The following is a 25,000-nucleotide window of genomic DNA, read 5'->3' as shown; positions in this document are numbered from 1 at the left end:
ATGATTGAACCAAATACAGAAGATCGAGTTGAAGCCGAACGTATAAAAAAAGAATATTTAAAGATTCAGGAACGCATAGCTATTCGTGGCTTGATTTCAGCTAAAAGAGCCATTCTTCTTGAGGAGAGTCAAGCTTTACAGAGTTGGCTAGATAGTCAAGCAGAGACTATGAAAACTTTTGCCTCTACTCAAGTACCTGCTGACTTATCTGGAGCTTTCACAGGTGGAGCAGCAGATTCAATCAAGGAGGTACTAGGCGCTGTTCCTAAGCCTAGTTTGACCAGCCCTATCTTATAGGAGGCTTTATGGATATTCAGAAAAAGATCGATCGTCTCGATGACGATCACATAGCGTTTCGAAAGAAAGTTAGTGAGTATGAATGGGATTATCAGGATATGAGACGAGAAGCTAAAAATGTTTCAGAGCAAATGAGCGAATGGATATTATCTTTTTGTTGCAATAGTCCTGATACCGTGCCCTCATATGAATTAAGACAAATAGAAGAAAATAGAGAAATTTTCGAGAGAAAAATTCAGCGTTATGAAGAACGGCTAAACAAAACTTATCACGAAGAAAATCGAATCTATAATAAAAAATTAGAGGAACTTGAGAAAGAAAAGAAGAACTCTTGACCTTTCTTCCATTATCATAAAGCAAATAGACAGGTTATTCCCCTGTCTTTTTGTTTGCATTTATTCTGCAACGAAATCTTCTAAATATGATACAATAATAACAGATTATAAGCGGACAAGGGTAGCAGTGTAATTTTGCAACGTTGTTCGCTAGATGAGGAGAAGCTGATGCAAGCAGTTAAACATTTTATTGAAACTTTTGTTCCTGAGCACTATGATCTCTTTTTGGATCTGAATCGTGCCGACAAGACTTTTTCAGGCAAGGTGACCATTACTGGGGAAGCTAAGACGAGTAAGATTTCCCTACATCAAAAAGATTTGGCAGTTGAAGCTGTAGAGGTGGCTGGCCAAGCTCGTACTTTCACTCTTGATAAGGACAATGAAGCTCTTTATATCGAGCTGGAAGCGGCCGGTCCTGTAGTGGTGACAATAACTTATACTGGTAAGATTACGGACAATATGACGGGGATTTACCCATCTTACTACACGGTAGATGGTGTGAAAAAAGAGATTATTTCTACGCAGTTTGAGAGCCATTTTGCCCGCGAAGCCTTTCCGAGTGTGGATGAGCCAGAGGCTAAGGCAACTTTTGATTTGGCTTTGAAATTTGACCAAGCAGAGGGTGAGTTGGCTCTGTCTAATATGCCAGAAATTGATGTTGAAAACCGCAAAGCGACTGGCGTTTGGAAGTTTGAAACGACTCCACGTATGTCTTCCTATCTCTTGGCTTTTGCTGCAGGTGATATGCAAGGAATTACTGCTAAAACCAAGAATGGAACTTTGGTAGGAGTTTATGCGACCAAGGCCCACCCAGAGAGCAATCTAGAGTTTGCTTTGGACATTACGGTTCGCTGTATTGAATTTTACGAAGAATACTATGGAGTCAAGTACCCTATTCCTCAGTCACTTCATGTGGCCCTGCCAGACTTTTCTGCTGGAGCCATGGAAAACTGGGGCTTGGTGACCTATCGGGAAATCTATTTGCTGGTAGATGAAAATTCAACAGCCCTAAGCCGTCAGACAGTTGCCTTGGTTGTTGCACACGAATTAGCCCACCAATGGTTCGGAAATCTAGTGACCATGAAGTGGTGGGACGACCTTTGGCTCAATGAAAGCTTTGCCAATATGATGGAGTATGTCTCAGTTGATGCGATTGAGCCTAGCTGGAAGATTTTTGAAGATTTCCAGACCAGCGGAGTTCCTTATGCCCTCAAGCGTGACGCGACAGATGGCGTCCAGTCGGTTCATGTAGAGGTCAAGCACCCTGATGAAATTAATACTCTTTTTGATGGAGCGATTGTCTATGCTAAGGGCAGCCGTCTCATGCACATGCTGCGCCGTTGGCTGGGAGACGATGCCTTCCGTAAGGGGCTAGGTGCCTACTTTGAGAAGCATCAGTATGGCAATACCATCGGTCGTGACCTCTGGGACGATCTTTCTCAAGCTTCTGGCCGTGATGTAGCTGCCTTTATGGATGCTTGGCTGGAGCAGCCGGGTTATCCAGTTGTCACTGCCAAGGTCGAAAATGACTCCTTGATTTTGACGCAGAAGCAGTTCTTCATTGGGGAGCACGAAGACAGAGGTCGCCTCTGGCCAGTACCGCTCAATAGTAACTGGCAAGGACTTCCTGATACTCTGACGACAGAAAGACTGGAAATTCCGAATTATGCAGCCCTGGCAGCGCAAAATGATGGGGCTCTGCGTCTCAATACAGAAAACACAGCCCACTATATTACAGATTATCAAGGTGAGTTGTTGGATGCTCTTCTGAATAATCTCAGCTCTTTGGACAATATCAGCAAACTGCAAATCGTACAGGAACGCCGACTTCTGGCAGAGTCAGGTAAAATTTCCTATGCGGACCTGCTGCCAGTCATCAGTAAGCTGGCAAACGAAACTTCTTATATGGTGGTTTCAGCTGTTTCCCAAGTGCTAGAAGGGTTGAACCGCTTTGTGGATGAAGGCAGTCAGACAGAAGAAGATTACAAAGCCCTGCTGAAAGTTCTCAGTCAAAGTAATTTCGACCGTCTTGGTTTTGAAAAACAGGAAGGCGAAAGTGATGAGGATGAGATGGTTCGTCAGCTGATTGTGGGTAATATGATTAAGGCGGACGATGAGACAGCTAGAGCTCAAGCTAGCCGGATTTTTGACAAGTATCGTGATAATTTGGAAAAACTCCCTGCCGCTATTCGCCTGCAGGTATTGGTCAACCAAATCAAGCATCATGAAAGCAAGGAGCTGACTAAGCTTTATCTGGACCTATATGTCGCTTCAAATGATGGAAGCTTCAAAAATGCGCTTTCTACAGCCCTTTCTTATACGAAGAACAAGGAAACCTTGAATGAACTTTTAGCGACTTGGAAGGATAAATTTACTGTGAAACCGCAGGATTTGTCAGCTTGGTATGCCCGTTTCCTCAGCCGGGATTTTACTCAAGAAGCAGTGTGGACTTGGGCGCGTGAGAATTGGGACTGGATCAAGGCAGCGCTAGGTGGCGACATGAGCTTTGATAGCTTTGTCATTAGCCCAGCTGTGGTCTTCAAGACAGAGAAGAGATTAGCAGAATACAAATCCTTCTTTGAGCCGCAGTTAAATGATATGGCGATTAGCCGAAACATCAGCATGGGAATCAAAGAAATCGCTGCGCGTGTTGAATTGGTGAAGCGTGAGAAAGAAGCAGTGGAAAAAGCAATTCAAGCTGCAATCTGATAGATTTGATTAAAATGACTAGAAAGTCTGAGATATGATCCTATCTCAGGCTTTTATTTATCATTTTGAGTATTTAAACATTGCTAATATGCCTTTGCTTTGATAAAATAGAACAATATGGACAATAAACAGGTAACTGTTTAAAGGAGAAATGGAGATTATAATGGAAAAGAAAATAGTCTATGGCTTCCGCAAGAGCCGCCTTTCTAAGGGCTTGTGCGGAGCTGTTTTGGGTGCAGCTTTGTTGCTAGCTGCTGGGTCGGTTCAGGCTGAGGAAAAGGTATCTTCAGCAGCCGATGAGTTTGCCCTTTCTGAAGCTGCACTTTCACCAACCGAAGCACCCCAGCCAACTGCTGCCCCTGCTCAGTCGGAGCCAGTAAGTCAAGACAAGCTTCCCTTGGAGGTTTCCCATGCGGACCTGGACCAAGCTGTGGCAGAGGCTGAGAAAGCAGGTATCCAGCTAAAGCAGGAATCGACTGTAGATTTAGGAACAGCTAGAAATCCAGAAGAAGCTGCTAGTAAACGGGAGACAGCCCAAGCCGATTACGCAACTCAAGTCAAGGAAATACGCAAAAACACAGCAGCATATCAGGAGCAACTGAAGACTTATGAGAAAGAACTCAGTCAGAAAGAGTCTGCCAATCAAGCCTTGAAAGACCAATATGACAAGGCGCTGGCTTCCTATGAACAAGAGTACAGCCGTATTCAAACTGAAAATGCTCAGCTAGAGGCGGATTATGAGCAGAAACGGACGGCTTATCAGGCAGAATTGAACCGTATAGTAAAAATCAATCAAGAGAAAGAAGCCTCCTATCAAGCGGCTTTAGCAGCCTATCAAGAGGATCGTTCACGGATTTTACAAGAAAATGCTCAAGCGAAAGCAGACTACCAAACTGCTATGGAGAGCTATGCTACAGAGCTGAAAGCTACTCAGGAGAAGAATGCTCAAGCAAAGCGTCGCTATGATGAAAAGCTTGCTCAGGTCTCAGCTCACAACAAAGCTGCCCAAGCTGAAAATGCAGCCATAACAGAACGAAATCAGGCAGCTGAAAAGGTCTATCAGGAAGCAGTCAAGCAGTATGAAGCTGAAGTATCCAGACTAACTCAGGTTAAGGCAGAAAAAGAAGCTGTTTATCAAGCAGCCTTGGCTGACTATGAGAAAGAATTGGCTCGAGTTCAGAAAGACAATGCCGAGCTAGAGCAGCAGTATCAGTCAGAATTGGCGACTTACCAACAGGAAGTAGAACGCATTCAAACAGCCAATCAAGCAGCCCAACAATCTTATGAGACAGCCTTGGCTAAAATCCAAGAGCAGAACAAAGAGATTGAGGCGCAAAATCTAGCTGTTCAGAAGAAAAATATAGCCTTAAAGGAGCAGTATCAGGCTGATTTAGCCGCTTATCAAGAGCGATTGGTTGAGATTCGACAAAAAAATCAAGCGGCAGAGAAAGACTATGAGAGCAAATTAGCTGCTTATCAAAAGAATCGCTCTGAAATCGAGGCGGCCAATGATGCCAAAGCGAGAGATCATCAAGCAGCTTTGACTGCCTATCAATCTGAACTTGAGCGTGTCCAAGCTGAAAATAAGAAGCGGCAAACTGCCTATGAGACAGAAAAAGCAGAAGTAACAGCCCGTAATGCTGCCATTGAAGCTGAAAACGCCCAGATTCGTCAGCAAAATCAGGAAAAACAAGAGCTTTATAAAAATCAATTAGCTCAATATGAGCAGGATGTGGCTCGAATCACCGAGAGCAATCAGAAAAGTCGAGAAGCATATGAGAAAGCCTTGCTTACCTATCAGGAAGCGACTGCTCGGATTGAGACAGAAAACAAGAATAAATTAGCTGCTTATCAGGCAGACTTGGCGGGCTACCAAGAAAATCTTGCAAGGATTGAAGCAGAAAATCAAAGACTAAAAGAAGACTATGAGGCAAACCTTGCTTCTATTTCAGCACAGAACGCAGTGATTGAGCAGGAAAATGCAAGCATTAAGGAAAAAAATGCCCGCTTGAAAGCTGACTATGATAAGCTCTTAGAAGAATATCAGAAGGCAAAAGCTGCCTATGATACAGCCAAAACTAAGTATGATGCAGCTCTTGTAACTTTTGAGAGAGAGTTGCAGGAAGCTGAAGCTAAGAAAAATGAAGAAGGCTATCTCAGTAAGGTTGAAAGCCAGCCTTTTGTTTTCAAATCTGAGTCCCAGGCTGTCTTGACACTTGACCCGTCTATTAGAACCTATACCAATGATGAGCTGACTGATGAGGTTCGTTCTTGGGGAATGGATCAACAAGGAATAACTGCTTTGACCAGTGTTTTAAAAGGGAAAGAACATCAGACTAAAGTCGTTTTGCAAAAAGATGTGCCTCTGGTAGCTACTTATACCAATATCAAAAATTCCAGTATTCAAGGCAAGAAAATCGCTAAAGTTGTCTATACTTATACTCTGAAAGAATCAACGAAGAGTCAGGATAAGCTGCCGGTTTTCTTAGTTAAGGATCCGACCTTGACTGTGTGGACCTTGGATTTTCATGGCCAATCTCGAGTCAATGTCCAAGCGGAGTTTTTTGATGAAGCTGGAGAAAGGCTTGATATGACAGGCTCTCTTGTCAGCTTCTCATCTTTAAATACGAATAAAGCTGCGATTGAGTACATCAAGAATTTTAATGGTGAATATGTTCCTATCACAGGATCTGCTATTAACATTCACCCAGATACCAGTGTTCATGCCGATATTTCTATTAACCATGAGAAGGAAGGCTCTCGCTTTGAGTATAATAAGTGGGATACGCCTACTAGTCCCTATAACTGGTATGGAGCTATCGTCGGTAAGGCACAGGGCGATGTCATTTCCTTTGATATTGGTTCACGAAATCGGGGTTCTGCTTGGTTTGTCTTTAACTCTGATATTAAAGCTAAAGGTGTCCCAATGAAGCCTGTCGCTCCGGCTGAGGTTGCTCAACCACAAGAGCCAACCTATGAAGAGCTCAAGGCCTTGCATCCTCTTCCAAGTCAGCCGGTTTATCAAGCTTTGCCAAAAGAGCTAGCTCAGCCAGCCTATCAAGAACTTCCTAGCCAGCCGACAGAAACTCAGCCTCTTCCGCTGCCAACTCAGCCTGAGGAGCCAGAAGTTCTACCGGAAAGTGATGTGGAAATTCTGCCGCAAGAGCCAACTTATCTGGCTGAGCCTCTACAACCTCAAAAGCCAGTTTATCAGGAAGTGCCAGAAGAACCTAGCTCCCCTTCTCTATTGACAGAGCCGACTGCAGTTGAAGAGCCAACCTATGAGAAGGAGCAGCCCTTGCTGAGCCTTCCGCAAGCTCCGGTCGAAAATCCACTGCCACAGGAACCACAACGACCATCTTATTTGAAGGAACCAGAAAAACCTCAAAAAGATCCTGAAGTAAGCACGGGAGAAGGCCCGAAACCGCCTGCTTATGAAGAAGAAATTGCTTTAGAGGACATGCCTGAGGAGCCAAGCTATCTGCAGGAACCACAGCTCCCTAAAGAACCAGTTCTTCAGCCTGAGCCCCAGTCACCTGTCAGAGAAAGTGATCTGCCTTTGATTGAGGAGCCTGACAAGCCGAACTATAAAGAGGTTCCTCAAAAGCCGGCTGAACCTAGCTATCAAGCTTTGCCAAGCCGTCCACAAGCGCCGACTCAAACTTATCACTTTAACCAGCTCTTTATCCAGTTAAAAGTCAGAGAAGAGTTGGAGGATGAGTCCAAGAAGAATATTCACCAACAAGAGGTTAGCCATGGAAGTTTTGCTGTCCTTAATCTGGTAACGGATGCTTTGCCTGCTTATCGCTTGCCAATTCACTCTTTCGTATTGGAAAATCGTCTGCCAGAAGGTTTTGAATTAGATATAGAAGCTACTAGAGCGAAAAGTCCTGGCTACGAGGTTTCTTATGATCCGAGCAGCAGAATTTTGACTTTTGTTGCTGCACCAGGTCTGCTTGAACGCTACAATACTGACTTGAATACTGCGACCGAGACCCTAGCTCCAGCAGCAGTCGGTCGACTCTTGTATCCAGGCAGAACCTATACCAATCATTTCAGCTTGCTGATTAATAATCAATACCGGATAGAATCCAATCAGGTTAGTGTTTCGACACCTCCTGCAGAGATTACTGTTCAAACAGCGCAAAAATTTGAACCTCTTTCAAATCAGGATTGGCAGCATCAAAGATCTGCAAGTAAGCAACCAAGCAACATGCAGCTATCTGTCAGCTACCAAACCAGTCAAGGTCAACTGCCTAAAACTAGTAGCAATGCGAGCTCTCTTCTCACTTATCTTGGATTTGCGGCCTTGCTAGCTTCAGCTGGTTTCCACCTTTCTAAGAAAAAGTCATAAAAATATAAGCAGCTCCTGCATCCAGCGCTTTTGAACATGGTAAATTTAGACTGAGACAATTTTGTCCCAGTCTTTTTTTGTAGCTGATTTTTTGAGCAATTTTTTATACCATTCAGTTAGGGAAGAAAATTGTAAAAAATCTTTATTCATACTTCATTTTCCCTATCTTTCAGCCTTTTTTAAGAAAAAATTCAGTCCTGTTTAAGTAAAAAAATATATGATAATGCTATTCTAGTGAAAGGATGTGTATTGGATGACTTGTAAGCTGCATTAGCTTCTTGCTTGATAGAATGAGTCAGAAAAAATTTTAAAAAAAGAAGGTGATAGATTAAATGGATATGGAAAAAATGATTGTTGTAGAAAAAAGTACTAAATGGTGGCTGACGGTTGCAACGGGTAGTGCTCTAGCAGTCGGACTTCTGGGCGGTTATGGTCTTGCGACAGCTATTCACGGTACAAACAGTCAGCAATCAGCTATTCAACAGCCAGCTACTGTGCCTGGAGCACCGGAGCAGGTACAAAATGGTCAGGATGCAGGAAATAGCATGCCTCCACAACCAGGTCAAAATGGTCAAAACGGCGGATCGGGTAATAGCATGCCACCGCAGAATGGTGGTTCAGGACAGAACGGTCAAGACCAAGGAATGCCGTCTCAAGACGGTCAGCAGTCTGGCAAGGATAAGAGCAAGGATTCTTCTGCTCAACAAAATGACAACGGGAAGAAAAACAAGAAAAAGTCTTCAACGAACACAAGTGAACAATCGGACAAGAACAATAATAAGTCGACAAAAGAAAATAAAACGTCGCAGTCGTAGGAAAAAACTTACTGATTTTGAACCCAAGTCATGATATAATAAGAATAGCAAATAAAACAAAAACCAAAAGACATAATCTTGGTAAGTTTTATTGGAGGAAAGAAAGATGATTAAAATTCTATTGGTAGAAGATGACCTTGGACTGTCAAACTCAGTTTTTGATTTTTTGGATGATTTTGCAGATGTAATGCAGGTTTTTGATGGCGAAGAAGGTCTATATGAAGCAGAGAGCGGTGTTTATGACCTTATCTTGCTGGATCTCATGCTTCCTGAAAAGGATGGTTTTCAAGTGCTGAAAGATCTTCGGGCAAAAGGAGTCACAACCCCTGTTCTCATCATGACAGCTAAGGAAAGCTTGGATGACAAAGGACATGGCTTTGAGCTCGGCGCTGATGACTATCTGACCAAACCTTTCTATTTGGAAGAACTGAAAATGCGGATCCAAGCGCTCTTGAAACGTGCTGGTAAATTCAACGAGAATACTCTTTCTTATGGTGATGTGACTGTCAATTTATCTACAAATTCAACCACGAAGGCAGGTAAAGACGTAGAGTTGCTTGGTAAAGAGTTCGACCTCTTGGTTTATTTCCTGCAAAATCAAAATGTAATCTTGCCTAAGACCCAAATTTTTGACCGTCTGTGGGGCTTTGACAGTGATACCACTGTTTCCGTTGTTGAAGTGTACGTTTCCAAGATTCGTAAAAAACTGAAAGGAACGGCATTTGCGAAAAACCTACATACTCTTCGTAGTGTCGGCTACATTTTAAAAGATGCTGAATAAAATCAAGAAGACCTTTTATGCGGATGATTTCTCTTATTTCATTCGCTATTTTGGGCTGTTTACATTAATCTTCTCAGCCATGACCTTGATTATTATTCAGGTTATGCGCTCCAGCCTTTATACGTCTGTTGATGAAAATCTTAAAAACCTGAGTAATGATCCTAGTTCGGTAGCAGATTTGGCCTATCGGACGACAGGTCAGCAGTCTGATCCGAGCAATAAGGTCAACACTAAAAGTCCTAAAAGCAGTAAAGAACCAGATGGCGATCCAAACGAAGAGCCTAAGCCTGACAATCTGACGACGCCAAATTTCAGTTCTAATACTTTCGCCCTGCTTTTGGATGATAATTATAAAAATATTTCCACCAGCAAGAGCGATGGCTTTCTGGACTTTAATTCTTTGGACTTTAACAAGTCCTATCTGAATCAAATCAAGGAAATTGTGATTGGCAATAGCTTTGGCCAGACGGAAAGCTATCGGGCTTATCTCTTTGATATCGACCCTAATAATGAATATCCTGATATCAAGTACGCTGTGGTCATGACTAGTATCAGCCAGTTGGAGCAAACCAGTGGCAAGCATGAGCAACTGATTGCCATGGTCATGGTCAGCTTTTGGGGGATTTCCCTGATTGCCAGTATTTATCTGGCTCGGATGAGTGTTAAGCCCCTGCTGGAAAGTATCCAGAAGCAGAAGGCTTTCGTGGAAAATGCCAGCCATGAGCTGCGGACACCCTTGGCTGTTTTGCAGAGCCGCTTAGAGACGCTCTTTCGTAAGCCTGAAGCTACAATTATGCAGAGCAGTGAAAATATCGCTTCTAGCTTGGATGAAGTACGGAATATGCGCTTGCTGACGACCAATCTGCTCAACCTGGCCCGTCGTGATGATGGCATCAAGCCTCAATATGGTGAAGTCGAACCGGAATTTTTTGATACGACCTTTGCTAATTACTGCATTATCGCAAGGGAAAATAAAAAAGCTTTTCATTCAGAAAATATGATCAAGAACCCTATTGTGACAGATCAAATTTTCCTCAAGCAGCTGATGACCATCCTATTTGACAATGCTATCAAGTACACAGATGATGACGGCGAAATCAGTGTTATGGCTGCTTCAACCGATCGTTACCTCATCTTTCGGGTAGCAGATAATGGACCTGGTATCAGCAACGAAGATAAGAAGAAGATTTTTGATCGCTTTTATCGGGTGGACAAGGCTCGGACCCGTCAGAAAGGTGGCTTTGGTCTGGGGCTTTCTCTGGCCAAGCAGATTGTCGATGCTTTCAAGGGCACTATTTATGTCAAGGACAACAAACCAAAAGGTACGGTCTTTGAAGTTAAACTGCTATTGAAAGAAACGAAAAAGCGTTCTGTTAAATAGCAGGAGAGGCCTAATATGAACATTTTGGTTTATGGTGCTGGCACAATTGGTTTGACATATGCTTGGTTACTGTCTAATCAACATCAAGTTACTGTCTTAGTTAGAGAGCATAAGCTGTTGACTTTAGAGCAAGGCTTTACACTTTCTATTAAAGATTTAAGAAAAGATAATCAGGTCTATAAAGAACATCATTTCCAGCCGCCAGTGGTGACGAGCATTGCTCAAGACTATGACCTGATTCTCTTAACGGTAAATAGTTTGCAACTAGAGCAGGCATTGAATCATTTGGCGGCTATAAAGGAAAAAGCTCATATACTTATTTTACAGAATAACTGGAATATCAACTCCAAGATTCCTTCTTATTTGGACAGAAAGCAAGTGTCGTTAGCTTTTCCTTCTTCTGTTGGAGGAGGGCGAAAGAGTGATGGTCGGATCCAAGCTATCATTTTCAAAGAAGCTACGTTACTTGATGATGATTCTTACACATCAGAGTTGTCTCCTATCTTCACAGCTAGTGGGATAGACATTGATGCTATGCCTGACTTGGCTTCTTGGATGAAGGTTCACTGCCTTCAGGAGGCGGTAATGGCAGGTGCAGTTGCAGAAGCGGGGACTTTTGATGCACTCTTGAAAGATAAAAAAGCAATTCGAAAGATGATTTGCGCTTGGCGAGAAGGTATAGAACTCTGCCAGCGATATGGCATTCCTAAACATCGTTATAAACCTACTAAATATCTATCCCTGCCCTTATTTCTCTTGGTTCCAGTAATGAAGTTCATGTTGAGTCAGCCTTTGGTTGCCGAAATGGTCATAAATCATATGCATTCAGGCTATGCCGAATGGGTTGATCAATATTTTGAAATCAAAAGAAGTGCTGAGAAAGAAAGCATTCCCATGCCTCAATGGAATTCGTATAGCGACTTCATTGAACAGTTTTTGAAAAACAATTCTTAGCAGGCCTTATTGGCTTGCTTTTTATCTGCTTTCATTTACTTTTTTAAAAATTTAATATAAGTTTTGCCCAAAATAGGGTATAATAATAGACAAGAAAGAATGAGGTGAAATTATGGCATCAAAAATGTTACATACTTGTTTGCGTGTGGAGAATTTGGAAGCGTCTATCGCTTTTTATGCAGAGGCTTTTGGCTTTAAGGAGCTTCGTCGCAAGGATTTTCCAGATTATCAGTTTACTATCGTTTATCTAGGTTTGGAAGGCGATGATTATGAGCTGGAACTGACCTATAACTATGACCATGGTCCTTATGTGATTGGGGACGGTTTTGCTCATGTGGCACTTAGCACGCCAGACTTGGAAGGTCTGCACGCTGAGCACAAGGCCAAAGGCTATGAAGTGACAGATCCAAAGGGTCTTCCTGGCAACCCGCCTAATTATTATTTTGTAAAAGATCCTGATGGCTACAAGGTGGAAGTCATTCGTGAGAAGAGTCTTTAACATCTAGCAGCAGTTAATTTTGCAAGATAAATGATGATTTTTATTCATTTAGGACAGGTGTATGAAAAGACAAAATAACAAGAAACACGGTAAGAAAACACTCATCGTTCTCAGCTTGCTAGCTTTAGCTTTTGTTGCTGCTCTATTTCTGGGTGCTGTAAAGATTTACGCTATTTTCCAGGAAAAGGAACTGCAAGAGAAGGTTAGTGTGCTGATTGCCCAAGAAGAGACCTTGCACGCTGAAAATACTGAAAAGCAGAGCAAGATGATTGGCAGCCATTATGTAGAGTCCTTCTATCCTCTGCTGGATGGTCAGGTTATTGCAAGTGTCAAGGAGCAGATGGACGCAGATAGCAAGACGATTAAGGATAATCAGAAGAAGGGCGATAAGATTGAGGAATTGACCTTCTACTATGCCGAGGAAAAAGAAACGAGCCTGAAGGATGTTAAAGAAGTACTGGTGCATCGCAAGGACTATCATGTCAAAGAGATGAAAATCAGTAAAGGAGAAGAGCGGGAATTTGCTGATAGCTACCTCGGTGCAGACGGCAGCCCTTTCACTCTAGATAAGCTCTTTCAGGATCCTGATGCAGCTAAGGAAATCTTCATCAATGAAATATCCAGCCAGCTGACCTTTAGACAGGCCGATGAGGCGGTGCAGACGGAAATCCTTAATAACCTTAATGGAACGGAGTTGAGTCAGTGGTCTTTCCGTTATGAGTACAGCCATTTTTCTATTAAGCTGAGTAAGGAAGTGCAAGGCTTAACCAGCATTGACGTTCCTTTATCTAGCTTCTATGACCAGATCAATGCGGACTATCTGACCGGCGATGACTTGGCAGCTTATCAGAGTTTTGAGGCTAAGAAGCATGTGAAGATGGTTGCTCTGACCTTTGATGACGGTCCAGATCCTAAGACAACACCGCAGGCTTTGGATATCCTCAAGAAATATGGTGCCAAGGCGACCTTCTTTATGGTTGGGCAAAACATTGCTGGTAATGAAGCGATTGTCAAGCGCGTGCACAATGAAGGTCATCAGATTGGGATTCATACATGGGACCATCCAGTCTTAACCAAACTTCCTCTGGAGACAGCCCAAAAAGAAATCCTTGATACCCAGACCGCTATTAACAATGTCATAGGCATCAAGCCAACGATTACGCGGCCTCCTTATGGAGCTATTAATGCTACAATTCAAAATTCGGTTGACCAGTCCTTTATCATGTGGAACGTGGACAGCCTAGACTGGAAGACACGCAATACTAAAGCCATTATGCAAGAGATTGCCAAAACCCAGCCAGGCTCGATTATTCTCATGCATGATATTCACCAGACCAGCATTGACGCTCTGCCAAGTGTCCTCGAGTATCTGAAGAGTAACGGCTATACTTTGGTAACGGTCGATGAGCTGCTAGAAGGCCAGCTAGAGCCCCATCGTATCTATTATGGTAGAGACTAAGACGGTCCTTGGGTTTAGTTTTTTGAAATTCTTGTTGCTAATAAGTAAAAAAAGCTTTGGAAATCTAATGTTTCCAAAGCTTTTTAGTTTAACTCGTTACATAAAGTTCTTGATTTTTTAATACAATTTCACGAACTGAGGCGTATTTTTTCAATGTCTTCAGTTCTTCAGGATGACTGATGAGAGTGATAACATAGCCCTCCTTGCCCATACGGCCGGTTCGGCCAGAGCGATGGGTATAGGTTTCTAAATCGCGCGGAGGTTCATAGTTGACGACACATTCTAGCGAGTCAATATCAATGCCGCGAGCAACCAAGTCAGTGGCTAGCAAGAGTGTAATCTGGTGTTCTTTGAACTTATCTAGAATAACCTTCCGGAACTTAACATTGACATCGCTGGCTAGAGAAACCGCGTTGGCTTCACGATACTGGAGTTTTTCCTCGGCGCTTCCTAGGTCTGACAGAGCGTTGAAGAAGACCAGTCCTCGGAATTCTTCAACATTGGATAATTTGCGGAGCAATTCCACTTTATCACGTTTTTCGACTTGCATGTAAAAATGCTGAATATTGTCCAAAACTTGGTCGTCAATACTGATTTCTAGAGTGTTTTCAGCAATCTTATCGTGGTCGAACTTAGCGGTAGCGCTCATATATACCAGCTGGTGGTCACGAGGCGCATAGTGGGCGATCTTATCTACAAAGTGATACTGAGAATCGCTGAGCAGCTGGTCAAATTCATCCAAAATGATGGTTTCGACATTCATCATCTTGATTTTCTTGAGCTTGACCAACTCGAAAATCCGCCCAGGCGTTCCGATGATAATTTCCGGACCTTTCTTAAGGCGCTCGATTTGTCGCTTCTGGCTGGATCCGGAGAGCAGGAGCTGGGCTGTCAGCCCTAAAGGCTCCGCCCAAGTTTTGCAGACCTCAAAGATTTGTCCAGCCAACTCAGTATTAGGAGCTAAAATCAAGAGTTGTTGGGCTTTTTTAGGTGTCAGTTTGAGCAGACTGGGAAAGAGATAGGCCAGAGTTTTACCAGTACCAGTCGGACTGATTCCCAGCACTGTATCGCCTGCAGAAATAGGCTCAAACATCTTCTCCTGAATAGCTGTCAAATTTTCAAACCCTAGCTGAGCCAGCTGATTTTGCCAGCTCGGGGGAAATTGTTCCTTAATCATCATCAACCTCAAATCTAATGCCAGCGTCCTTGCGCATGGCAAATAAGCTTTCGTGAACAGCCGTAGCCGCATTCAACCATTTCTCATAAACCGCATCCTGTCCGCCCTTGAGTACTCGCGCGAAAGCTTGAGCTTCTTCCAGCATGGTGTGGGAAGCACGCTTGATAGGCAGCAACTCCTCTTGACCGTCCAGACTTTGGAAAATAGCAGAGCTAATAAATTCAATTCCGTCTAAAGTAAGAGTTCCCTGATCCGTATAAATCTCTGCGGGCAGATTGCTGTTTATATTTTTACCGGCCTGAATCTGAACTTGAAAGTCTGGATAGATGAGACAGCCGGCTCCATTTAAATCAATCGTATTGGCTAGCTGCTGGGCGCTGTAGCGAGCGAAGCGCGGATGGCCGAAAAGTCTGATAGCTGCATAGACAGGATAGACACCCAAATCCATCAAAGCGCCGCCAGAAAACTTAGCAGAGAAAACATTGGGCTGCTCTCCCGCAAGCAGAGCCTGCATTTTTGAAGAATACTTGGCATAGGTGAAGTTGGCTCCCAAGACGGTCTTGTCCTTGAGAAAATCACTGATCGTATCAAAGGCCTGCTCATGATAGTTGCGGGCAGCTTCAAAGAGATAGACTTGGTGCTCGTCAGCCAGCTTGACCAATTCCCGCCATTCTTTGGGACGAGAAACCGCAGGCTTTTCGACAATGACATGTTTACGAGCCAGAATGGCTACCTTGGCATGCTTGAAATGCAGGCTGTTGGGACTGGCGATATAAACGACATCAATATCGGACGACAGAAATTCCAACATTTCAGTATAGACGGCTGTATTTTCATAGTTTTGCACAAAGCGCTCAGCAGAAGTTAAAGTCCGAGAGTAGACAGCAGCAAGCTGATAGTCGCCTGTTGAGTGAGCAGCCTTGATGAACTCATGAGAAATAGAACCTGTTCCAATGATTCCAAGTTTGAGCATAAAAACCTCCTTTTTTCTATTTTTAAGCATGTACTTTTTTTATTTTAGCTCTTTCATTATAACATGAATTGCGGTAAAATAGATAAGATAACAAGAGATGGAGCTTATAATGCAAAATAGACCTATTATTATTGGTGTGACTGGTGGTTCCGGAGGCGGAAAAACCAGTGTTTCTCGAGCGATTTTGGCTAATTTTCCAAATGAAAATATTGCCATGATTGAGCATGACTCCTACTATAAGGATCAGACGCATCTGACTTTTGAGGAGCGGGTGAAGACCAACTATGACCATCCTTTTGCCTTTGACACGGACCTGATGATTGAGCAGATCAAGGAGCTCTTGGCTGGTCGGCCAGTGGATATCCCTACTTACGACTATACGGAGCATACCCGCAGTAAAAAGACCTATCGTCAGGATCCTCAGGATGTGTTCATCGTTGAGGGGATTTTGGTCTTAGAGGACCAGCGCCTGCGGGATTTGATGGATATTAAGATCTTTGTGGACACAGATGATGATGTTCGGATTATCCGTCGGATTAAGCGAGACATGGAAGAGCGAGGACGCAGTTTGGATAGTGTTATTGAGCAGTATTTGGGTGTCGTTAAGCCTATGTACCATCAGTTTATTGAGCCGACCAAGCGCTATGCGGATGTCATCATTCCAGAGGGAGCTTCTAATAAGGTGGCTATTGACCTAATTACTACCAAGATTGAAAAAATCCTTAAGGAAGCCAGAGAAGGTTAGCACACGTAGCTTTCTAGCTCTGTCATTTGAGGAAATAACAGTTTGTAAATCTGGTAAATCGCAGTAGCTGCAAAGTTTTGAAATGTAATCTAGCAAGGGGAAGTGGACGGACTGAAATCCATGATTTTCGGAGTCTGGTCACTCCCTTGTTTTGTAGGTGGTTTATGAAACAATTTGTAAAAAGAGAGTTTCACTCTCGTTCAAAATTTTTTGCCTGCCTCTTGACCTTTTGTGCAGGATTTATCGATGCCTATACCTTTATTGAGAGGGGTGGTACCTTGGTGGCAGGTCAGACGGGAAATGTCGTTTTCCTTTCGGTTGAGCTTATCAATCAAGAGACAAGAGGAATCGAAGTAAAATTGGCAACTATGCTAGCCTTTATGCTGGGTATTTTTCTGATGACTGTTTTTCAGCATCATTTTGAGCATTCTTGGCGCAGACTATCCAGCGTTTTTCCCTTGATATTGACGACAACTGTCGCAGGATTTTTGCCAGCAAATATCCCCCATCTCTATATCGTGCCGCCACTGGCTTTCTGCATGGGTCTGGTCGCGACGGCTTTTGGCGAGGTGGATGGTATTGTCTATAACAACTCCTTTATGACGGGGAATATCAAGAAAACCATGGTAGCTTTTGGCAACTATGCTCGAAACAAGAAAGCGAAAGATTTGAAAGAAGGCCTTTTCTTTGTTGCTCTATTGGCAAGCTTTGTAGTCGGAGCCATCATCTCTACCTATCTGATTCAATTTTACCTCCTGAAGACCATCTGGCTTGTTTCCCTGATTCTAACAGCTTTTCTCCTTTTCCGAGGAATTCAGTATATGAGGAGATGAAGAAAGTAGAATGAATCATGTTACGATTCCTGAAAAAATAGAAGAAGCAAAGTTACCTTACTTCCTTTTTCTCGTATTTACAGTTTTAAATCCCCAAAAATAATCCAGCATATTAAAAATTTTCAGAAAATATCGACTTTTTCTTGACAGGTTTATGATACTGTGTTAAAATACTAAACAATAAGAAACCATCTCAAAAAGGAGTTAGTCAAACATGAAGTCAACCCAATCTTCAAACTTTGCTTTGTTGTTGCGTTACTCGGGCTAGTGCAAAAGCATTAGTCCTGTTTGGCTTACCAAGCGGGAGTAAATCAACATCTCGCTTGTTCCTCAAGTGAGATGTTTTTTATTTCACCTATCTTACCTCAAACTTTGGTGAGGAAGAAATGGTTTCTAAAGGAGCGACGAGAGTGGGGCTACATCTTGATTTTTCTGAAATCAATTTGTCTCATACCGTCTCAGTCATTGAACACGACCTAGAAGTTGGGGAAGAGTTTTTCCTAAATGGTCTATGTATCTTAGAAAAGGAGTTGTCTATGACACGCAAAGTTGAGTTTTTTGATACCAGCCTCCGGGATGGTGAGCAGACGCCAGGAGTGAATTTCTCTATCAAGGAGAAGGTGGCTATTGCCAAGCAGTTAGAGAAGTGGGGGATTTCAGTCATTGAAGCTGGTTTCCCTGCTGCGAGTCCAGATTCTTTTGCGGCGGTGCAGGAGATTGCTAAAGTCATCACAAAAGCTTCTGTTACTGGGCTGGCGCGTTCGGTCAAGTCCGATATTGACGCCTGCTATGAAGCGCTCAAGGATGCCAAGTATCCACAGATTCATGTCTTCATTGCGACCAGTCCTATTCACAGAGAGTTTAAGCTGAAAAAGTCTAAGGAAGAGATTTTAGAAGCTGTGAAAGAGCATGTCTCCTACGCGCGCTCCAAGTTCGATATAGTCGAGTTTTCACCAGAGGATGCGACACGAACAGAGCTGGATTTCCTTTTTCAGGTGGTACAAACAGCAGTTGATGCAGGTGCGACTTATATCAATATTCCAGATACAGTCGGCTTTACCACGCCAGAAGAGTTTGCAAATATTTTCGACTACCTAGTGGCAAATGTGAGTTCTGATCATAAGGTGGTATTTGGTGTTCATTGCCATGATGACCTTGGTATGGCAACGGCTAATAGTTTGACAGCTATCAAGCACGGTGCTGGTCGCGTTCAGGGAACTATCAATGGAATCGGTGAGCGGGCTGGAAATGTAGCATTGGAAGAAGTAGCAGTTGCCTTAGAGATTCGTCAGGACTATTACCAAGTTGAGACAGACATTGTCCTTAATGAAACCATCAACACTTCTGAGCTGGTGTCCCGCTTCTCAGGTATTCCAGTGCCTAAGAACAAGGCGGTTGTTGGTGGCAATGCCTTCTCTCATGAGTCCGGTATCCATCAGGATGGTGTTCTTAAGAATCCACTGACCTATGAAATCATCACACCTGAGCTAGTTGGAGTCAAGAGCAATTCACTGCCGCTTGGCAAACTGTCTGGCCGTCATGCTTTTGTCGAAAAACTCAAAGAATTGGCTCTGGATTTTGCGGAATCTGAAATCAATGATCTCTTTGCTAAGTTTAAGGTCTTGGCTGATAAGAAAAATGAAGTCACGGATGCTGATATTCGGGCTCTGATTGCTGGAACGACGGTCGAAAATCCTGAAGGCTTCCACTTTGATGATCTGCAGCTGACGACCAATGATGACCATACCATCACAGCAGATGTGCAGCTGGTTAATGGCGACGGAGAGACGGTCAGCTGTGTGGCAGAAGGTAAAGGAAGTGTTGAAGCTATCTTTAATGCCATTGACCAATTCTTTAACCAATCTGTCCAACTTTTGTCTTATAATATCGAAGCGGTAACGGACGGTATTGACTCTCAGGCTCGTGTCTTGGTAGCTGTTGAAAATACAGATACAGATACGATTTTCAACTCTTCTGGGATTGACTTTGATGTTCTTAAGGCCAGCGCCATTGCCTATATCCATGCCAATACCTTTGTGCAAAAGGAAAATGCTGGTGAAATCGGCCATCAGGTATCTTACCGCGATCTGCCTGCAAATAATTAGAAGGAAGCGACTATGACAAAAGAAATTGTAGCTCTGGCGGGTGATGGTATCGGGCCAGAAATCATGGAAGCTGGTCTCCAAGTACTGGCTGCTGTTGCGGACAAGTTCGGTTTTACTTATCATATCACGGAGAAAGCTTTTGGAGGTGCTGGTATTGATGCGGAAGGTCATCCTCTTCCTCAGTTAACTCTAGAAGCGGCCAAGCAGGCGGATGCTATTCTCCTAGCAGCTATCGGCAGTCCCCAGTATGATAATGCACCAGTTCGACCGGAGCAAGGCTTGCTCGCTCTGCGTAAGGAACTTGAACTCTATGCTAACATCCGCCCAGTTAAGATTTTCGATGCTCTTAAGCATTTGTCGCCTTTGAAGGCTGAAAGAATTGCTGGCGTGGACTTCGTGGTCGTGCGTGAGCTGACTGGTGGGATTTACTTTGGTCAGCATATTTTGGAGGACAGATCTGCGCGTGATATTAACGACTACAGCTATGAAGAGGTGGAGCGAATTGTCCGCAAAGCCTTTGACATTGCGCGTGGTCGCAGAAAGCGCGTGACCAGTATTGACAAGCAAAATGTACTAGCAACATCCAAACTCTGGCGCAGAGTAGCAGATGAGGTGGCCAAAGATTATCCAGATGTGACCTTGGAGCACCAACTGGTGGACAGCGCTGCGATGCTCATGATTACCAATCCTGCTAAGTTTGATGTTGTGGTAACGGAAAATCTCTTCGGGGATATTCTATCAGACGAGTCCAGTGTCCTGTCAGGGACGCTGGGAGTTATGCCATCGGCCAGTCATTCGGCAGCTGGACCAAGTCTTTACGAGCCTATCCATGGTTCTGCTCCAGATATTGCAGGGCAAGGCATTGCCAATCCTATCAGCATGATCCTTTCTGTGGCCATGATGTTACGGGATAGTTTTGCAGAGCTTGAAGCTGCAGAGGCGATTGAAGCAGCGGTTGACAAGACTTTGGCTCAGGGTATTTTAACCCGAGATCTTGGCGGTCAGGCAGGGACAGTTCAAATGACGGAGGCAATTATTAAGAACCTATGAAATGGATATTAACGGGTATTTGCCTGCTATGGAACCTTGTCGTTTTCCTGCTTTATGGCTGGGATAAGCGTAAGGCTAAGAAAAATCACTACCGCATTCCAGAGAAAACTTTGCTCTTGTCAGCATTGGCAGCCGCAGGTTTGGGTGCTTTATTAGGCGGTCGCCTCTTTCACCACAAGAGCAGGAAATGGTATTTTTGGTTGGCTTGGATTTGCGGAATAATAGTGGAAATTGGAATTTTGTATTACATATGGAGAAGCTAGTATGGCTGGAAAATCGATTTTTGATAAGCTGTGGGAAAGGCATCTGATAATTGGTGAAGAAGGTCAGCCCCAGCTTATGTATGTGGATCAGCATTATATTCATGAAGTAACCAGTCCTCAGGCTTTTCAAGGTCTTCGAGATGCAGGGCGCAAAGTTAGACGGCCGGATTTGACCTTTGGAACCTTTGATCATAATGTTCCTACGGTCAATATCTATGATATTCGGGATGTGATTTCCAAGGCTCAGATTGATAAACTTTCTGAGAATGTCAAGGATTTTGGCATCGAGCATGCGGCTCATGGATCGGAATTGCAGGGAATTGTTCATATGGTTGGACCCGAAACGGGCAAGACTCAGCCAGGCAAATTTATCGTCTGTGGTGACAGTCACACGGCCACTCACGGAGCTTTTGGAGCCATTGCTTTTGGAATCGGTACTTCAGAGGTAGAGCACGTCTTTGCCACGCAGACCATTTGGCAGGTCAAGCCTAAGAAAATGTTGGTCAAATTTACCGGAGTGCCACCTAAAGGTGTCTATTCTAAGGACTTTATCTTAGCTTTGATTGCCCGCTATGGTGTGGCTGCGGGTGTTGGCTATGTGGTCGAATATGCCGGTGATGCGATTGATCATTTGACTATGGAAGAGCGCATGACCATCTGCAATATGTCCATAGAGTTTGGCTCCAAGATGGGCATTATGAACCCCGACCAGAAGACTTATGATTACGTTAAAGGGCGTCCGGGAGCTCCCAAGGATTTTGAGGCAGCAGTAGCTGATTGGAAGACTCTGGTCAGTGATCCCGATGCTGTCTATGATAAGGTCATTGAGATTGATGTCTCCGAGCTGGCACCTATGGTGACTTGGGGAACCAATCCTTCTATGGGAGTAGAGTTTGGCGCGGCTTTCCCAGAAATTCGCGATATGAACGACGAGCGGGCCTACAATTACATGGACCTCTCTCCGGGTAAGAAAGCAGAAGATATTGACCTAGGTTATATCTTTATCGGCTCCTGTACCAATGCCAGACTCAGTGATTTGCAGCTGGCGGCTAAGTTTGTCGCTGGCAAGCATATTGCTCCCAATCTGACTGCTATCGTCGTACCAGGCTCTCGTCCGGTCAAGCGGGCTGCTGAAAAGATGGGACTGGATAAAATTTTCATGGATGCAGGCTTTGAGTGGCGCGATCCGGGCTGTTCCATGTGCCTGGGAATGAATCCAGACAAGGTGCCAGATGGAGTTCACTGTGCCTCAACCAGCAATCGGAACTTTGAGGATCGGCAGGGATTTGGAGCTAAGACCCATCTTTGCAGTCCAGCCATGGCAGCAGCGGCAGCCATTGCTGGGCGATTTGTAGACGTCCGCCAGCTACCGGAGGTCCAGTAAGGAAGGTTTATGGAAAAATTTACAATCTACACGGGGACAACAGTCCCCCTCATGAACGATAATATCGATACGGACCAAATTTTACCCAAGCAGTTTCTCAAGTTGATTGATAAAAAAGGCTTTGGCAAGTACCTCATGTACGCATGGCGCTATCTGGACAACCAGTACACGGAAGATCCTGATTTCGTCTTTAATAGACCGGAGTACCGCAAGGCGACTATTCTGGTTACAGGGGACAATTTCGGAGCGGGTTCCTCTCGGGAGCACGCTGCTTGGGCCTTGGCTGACTATGGTTTTAAGGTAGTTATTGCCGGATCTTTCGGTGATATTCACTATAACAATGAGCTTAATAACGGTATGCTGCCGATCGTCCAGCCATTGGAAGTCCGACAAGCCTTGGCTAATCTGAAGCCGACTGATGAACTGACGGTGGATTTGGAGCAGCAGAAGATTTTTTCGCCGGTTGGAGAATTCTCCTTTGACATTGATGGGGAATGGAAGCACAAGCTCCTCAACGGTCTGGATGACATCGGCATTACGCTGCAGTATGAGGATTTGATTGCAGAATATGAAAAAAATCGTCCATCTTATTGGCAGTAACCTTATTTTTTCTATATTGAGAAAATTCTGAAAAAACCTTGTCTCCGATAAAAATATATGGTAAAATAAATCTTAATTTAATAGAAAAGGAAGAAACTTATGACAAAACACATCCAATGGAACGGACAGCTTTCACAAGAAGGTTATGACATCCTGAAAGGGGATGGCGGCTGTATCGTTTGCCCGACCAAGGTGGGGTACATTATTATGACCAGCGATAAAGCTGGCTTGGAGCGTAAGTTCGAAGCTAAGGCTCGTAACCGTAATAAGCCAGGTGTTGTCCTCTGTGGCAGTATGGATGAGCTCCGTGCTTTGGCTCAGCTGAATCCGGAAATTGAAGCTTTTTATCAAAAGCATTGGGATGAAGACATCCTCTTGGGCTGTATCCTACCATGGAAGCCAGAAGCTTTTGAAAAGCTCAAGGCATTTGGCGATGGTCGGGAAGAGCTGATGACAGATGTTCGTGGCACTAGCTGTTTTGTTATTAAGTTTGGTAAGGCGGGCGAGCAGCTGGCAGCTAAGCTTTGGGAAGAAGGCAAGATGGTCTATGCTTCCTCAGCCAACCCATCTGGTAAAGGAAACCGTGGCAAGGTTGAAGGAATTGGCGAGCGCATCGAAAATGCTGTTGACCTCGTCATTGAAGCAGATGACTATGTAGCTTCTATCCAGCCAGACAAGACCATTGAAACTCGCTACGAGCAAGGTGTTATGGTCTCTATGGTAGACAAGGATGGAAAACTGATTCCAGAACAAGGTGGCCAACGTTCCATCTCACCAGCACCGGTGGTCATCCGCAAAGGCTTGGACATCGACAAAATCATGATGCACCTGTCCGATACTTTCAATTCATGGGATTACCGTCAGGGTGAATATTACTAAGATAAAAAAATAAGCTCAGTGTAGGAGTCGCCTCTTTACATTGGGCTTTTTAGTTTGGAACTTTGAGTTTAAAATCTTTACCCAGTTTAAAATTATTTCCAAATAGAACAAAATCCTTGACGGATGTAATTCTAGATGTTACAATCAATAGAAAACGATTCGATATAGAAATAAATTGGGAGAAAGTATGAAAGACAGTCATTTAGTAGCTTATCATATTCGTTTGTTGAATGGGCGGATTTTTCAAAAGTTACTGAATCAAGATACTGAAGCCCTTTATCGCAGTGAACAGGGCAAGATTCTCACAGTTTTATGGAATAGTGAAACGGGCTGCGCGACGGCGACAGACATTGCGCTGGCGACAGGATTTGCCAATAATACGCTGACGACTATGCTGAAAAAGCTGGAAGAGCAGGGTTTGGTGACCTTTAGTCAGTGTGGTTCAGATAAGCGAAAAAAATATGTTAAATTGACGGATCAAGGTTGGTCTCAGAAAGAAGTTGGCCATCGTGTCAGTCAAAAATTGGATGCTATTTTTTATAAAGGTTTCTCAGAGGAAGAAATTCGCCAGTTTGAAAATTATCAGGAACGTATTTTAGAAAATTTGAAAGAAAAAGAGTATTAGATCATGTCAAAACAAGTTGAAAATGCACAAAATCTTTACATTCACGCCATTCAAGATGGGCATGTTGCCGAGGCTCAAGCTCAGTCTGTAGGGGATACCTACATTCAACACTCGACAGGTGTGCCAGATGGGAAAGAAGGTTTTGCGGCTTTCTTTGCAAATTTCTTTGAGCGCCATCCCGATCGTGAGATGAAAATTGTTCGCACCATTGAGGATGGCAATCTAGTTTTTGTTCATGTCCATCAATATCTCAATGGCGGGGAAGCTCAATGGGTAACGACAGATACTTTCCGTTCTGATGAGAATGGTCGCATCGTGGAGCATTGGGATGTGATTGACTACTACCGCGCTCCAGAAAATGGACAGTTAGACCAGATCTTTGGAGATTTTGAAATCAAGGATTTGGACAAGACAGTAGCAAATAAAAAAACCGTTCGTCGTTTCTTGACAGAAATTTTCCAAAATGGGGAGCTAGAGCAGTGGAGTGATTATGTGGCAGAAGATTTGATTCAGCATAATCATGAGATTGGCCAAGGAAGTCAGGCTTATAAAAACTATGTTGCAGAGCACGGGCTTACTTTTGACTTTGTTTTCCAGCTTTTGGGACAAGGAAACTATGTGGTTAGCTATGGACAGACTCAGATAGATGGGGTGGCTTATGCCCAGTATGACATCTTCCGTTTAGAGAATGGATTGATTGTAGAGCATTGGGACAACAAAGAAGTCATGCCTAAGGTAGAAGACTTGACGAATCGAGGGAAGTTTTAAATTGAGGACAAAGA

22 protein-coding genes are annotated in these 25,000 nt (G+C 43.7%); 20 read left to right on the top strand and 2 right to left on the bottom strand.

Annotated features, from left to right (window positions below; genetic code table 11):
* The 10 genes from J1C81_RS07090 (at position 1) to J1C81_RS07045 (ending at position 13,584) form a co-directional block, all read left to right on the top strand.
* A complete protein-coding gene (locus J1C81_RS07090) occupies positions 1-297 on the top strand; it encodes a hypothetical protein (RefSeq protein WP_002915430.1) in 297 nt (98 codons plus the stop codon).
* Positions 298-305: 8 nt separating this feature from the next.
* A complete protein-coding gene (locus tag J1C81_RS07085; protein ID WP_002915429.1) occupies positions 306-632 on the top strand; it encodes a hypothetical protein in 327 nt (108 codons plus the stop codon).
* A gap of 168 nt (positions 633-800) precedes the next feature.
* On the top strand, positions 801-3,341 hold the full coding sequence (locus J1C81_RS07080; protein WP_002915427.1) for a M1 family metallopeptidase: 2,541 nt from the start codon (positions 801-803) through the stop codon (positions 3,339-3,341).
* Positions 3,342-3,492: 151 nt separating this feature from the next.
* A complete protein-coding gene (locus tag J1C81_RS07075) occupies positions 3,493-7,695 on the top strand; it encodes a GbpC/Spa domain-containing protein (protein WP_002915426.1) in 4,203 nt (1,400 codons plus the stop codon).
* A gap of 332 nt (positions 7,696-8,027) precedes the next feature.
* Complete coding sequence (locus J1C81_RS07070) at positions 8,028-8,510, top strand: hypothetical protein (RefSeq protein WP_002915425.1); 483 nt, start codon at positions 8,028-8,030, stop codon at positions 8,508-8,510.
* A gap of 106 nt (positions 8,511-8,616) precedes the next feature.
* On the top strand, positions 8,617-9,291 hold the full coding sequence (locus J1C81_RS07065) for a response regulator transcription factor (protein WP_002897753.1): 675 nt from the start codon (positions 8,617-8,619) through the stop codon (positions 9,289-9,291).
* The gene (locus J1C81_RS07060) at positions 9,281-10,672 is read left to right on the top strand and encodes a sensor histidine kinase (RefSeq protein WP_002915424.1); all 1,392 of its coding nucleotides are present in this window, start codon (positions 9,281-9,283) and stop codon (positions 10,670-10,672) included. Before J1C81_RS07065 ends, J1C81_RS07060 begins: the two co-directional genes overlap by 11 nt.
* Before the next feature lie 15 nt (positions 10,673-10,687).
* A complete protein-coding gene (locus tag J1C81_RS07055) occupies positions 10,688-11,626 on the top strand; it encodes a ketopantoate reductase family protein (RefSeq protein WP_002915423.1) in 939 nt (312 codons plus the stop codon).
* Between the two features lie 112 nt (positions 11,627-11,738).
* Positions 11,739-12,125 (top strand): lactoylglutathione lyase, encoded by a 387-nt coding sequence (gloA, locus tag J1C81_RS07050; RefSeq protein WP_002895748.1) that lies wholly within the window; start codon positions 11,739-11,741, stop codon positions 12,123-12,125.
* A gap of 61 nt (positions 12,126-12,186) precedes the next feature.
* Positions 12,187-13,584, top strand: coding sequence for a polysaccharide deacetylase family protein (locus J1C81_RS07045; RefSeq protein ID WP_002915422.1), 1,398 nt, complete (start codon positions 12,187-12,189; stop codon positions 13,582-13,584).
* An 88-nt stretch (positions 13,585-13,672) separates the two neighbouring features.
* On the opposite strand, the gene J1C81_RS07040 is transcribed toward J1C81_RS07045, so the two are convergent.
* A complete protein-coding gene (locus J1C81_RS07040) occupies positions 13,673-14,764 on the bottom strand; it encodes a DEAD/DEAH box helicase (RefSeq protein ID WP_002915421.1) in 1,092 nt (363 codons plus the stop codon).
* The gene (locus J1C81_RS07035; protein WP_002915420.1) at positions 14,754-15,764 is read right to left on the bottom strand and encodes a Gfo/Idh/MocA family protein; all 1,011 of its coding nucleotides are present in this window, start codon (positions 15,762-15,764) and stop codon (positions 14,754-14,756) included. Before J1C81_RS07035 ends, J1C81_RS07040 begins: the two co-directional genes overlap by 11 nt.
* Before the next feature lie 79 nt (positions 15,765-15,843).
* On the opposite strand from J1C81_RS07035, the gene udk reads away from it, so the two are divergent.
* The 10 genes from udk to J1C81_RS06985 all read left to right on the top strand — a co-directional run bounded on the left by udk (position 15,844) and on the right by J1C81_RS06985 (position 24,986).
* Positions 15,844-16,479 (top strand): uridine kinase, encoded by a 636-nt coding sequence (gene udk, locus J1C81_RS07030; protein WP_032907433.1) that lies wholly within the window; start codon positions 15,844-15,846, stop codon positions 16,477-16,479.
* A 164-nt stretch (positions 16,480-16,643) separates the two neighbouring features.
* The gene (locus J1C81_RS07025) at positions 16,644-17,312 is read left to right on the top strand and encodes a YoaK family protein (protein WP_002904324.1); all 669 of its coding nucleotides are present in this window, start codon (positions 16,644-16,646) and stop codon (positions 17,310-17,312) included.
* Between the two features lie 536 nt (positions 17,313-17,848).
* Positions 17,849-19,417 carry a 2-isopropylmalate synthase gene (locus J1C81_RS07020; RefSeq protein ID WP_032909806.1) on the top strand — a complete coding sequence of 523 codons (1,569 nt, stop codon included), beginning with the start codon at positions 17,849-17,851 and terminating at the stop codon, positions 19,415-19,417.
* 12 nt (positions 19,418-19,429) lie between these two features.
* The gene (leuB, locus tag J1C81_RS07015) at positions 19,430-20,467 is read left to right on the top strand and encodes a 3-isopropylmalate dehydrogenase (protein ID WP_002915418.1); all 1,038 of its coding nucleotides are present in this window, start codon (positions 19,430-19,432) and stop codon (positions 20,465-20,467) included.
* On the top strand, positions 20,464-20,730 hold the full coding sequence (locus tag J1C81_RS07010; RefSeq protein WP_002915417.1) for a DUF1294 domain-containing protein: 267 nt from the start codon (positions 20,464-20,466) through the stop codon (positions 20,728-20,730). Before leuB ends, J1C81_RS07010 begins: the two co-directional genes overlap by 4 nt.
* Before the next feature lies 1 nt (position 20,731).
* Positions 20,732-22,114: a 3-isopropylmalate dehydratase large subunit gene (leuC, locus tag J1C81_RS07005; protein WP_002915416.1), complete on the top strand. Its 1,383-nt coding sequence runs from the start codon at positions 20,732-20,734 to the stop codon at positions 22,112-22,114.
* A 9-nt stretch (positions 22,115-22,123) separates the two neighbouring features.
* Positions 22,124-22,714, top strand: coding sequence for a 3-isopropylmalate dehydratase small subunit (gene leuD, locus J1C81_RS07000; RefSeq protein ID WP_002915415.1), 591 nt, complete (start codon positions 22,124-22,126; stop codon positions 22,712-22,714).
* A 99-nt stretch (positions 22,715-22,813) separates the two neighbouring features.
* Entirely contained in the window at positions 22,814-23,593 is a 780-nt protein-coding gene (locus J1C81_RS06995) for an L-threonylcarbamoyladenylate synthase (protein WP_002897734.1), read from the top strand.
* A gap of 187 nt (positions 23,594-23,780) precedes the next feature.
* Positions 23,781-24,218, top strand: coding sequence for a MarR family winged helix-turn-helix transcriptional regulator (locus J1C81_RS06990; protein WP_002915413.1), 438 nt, complete (start codon positions 23,781-23,783; stop codon positions 24,216-24,218).
* Positions 24,219-24,221: 3 nt separating this feature from the next.
* On the top strand, positions 24,222-24,986 hold the full coding sequence (locus J1C81_RS06985) for a nuclear transport factor 2 family protein (RefSeq protein ID WP_002915412.1): 765 nt from the start codon (positions 24,222-24,224) through the stop codon (positions 24,984-24,986).
* The last annotated feature ends 14 nt before the right edge of the window (positions 24,987-25,000 follow it).

It is taken from the genome of Streptococcus sanguinis (assembly GCF_050225395.1).
Lineage (GTDB): Bacteria > Bacillota > Bacilli > Lactobacillales > Streptococcaceae > Streptococcus.
Note: the sequence above shows the minus strand (reverse complement) of the source record. Positions and strands in the feature narration are given on the sequence as shown.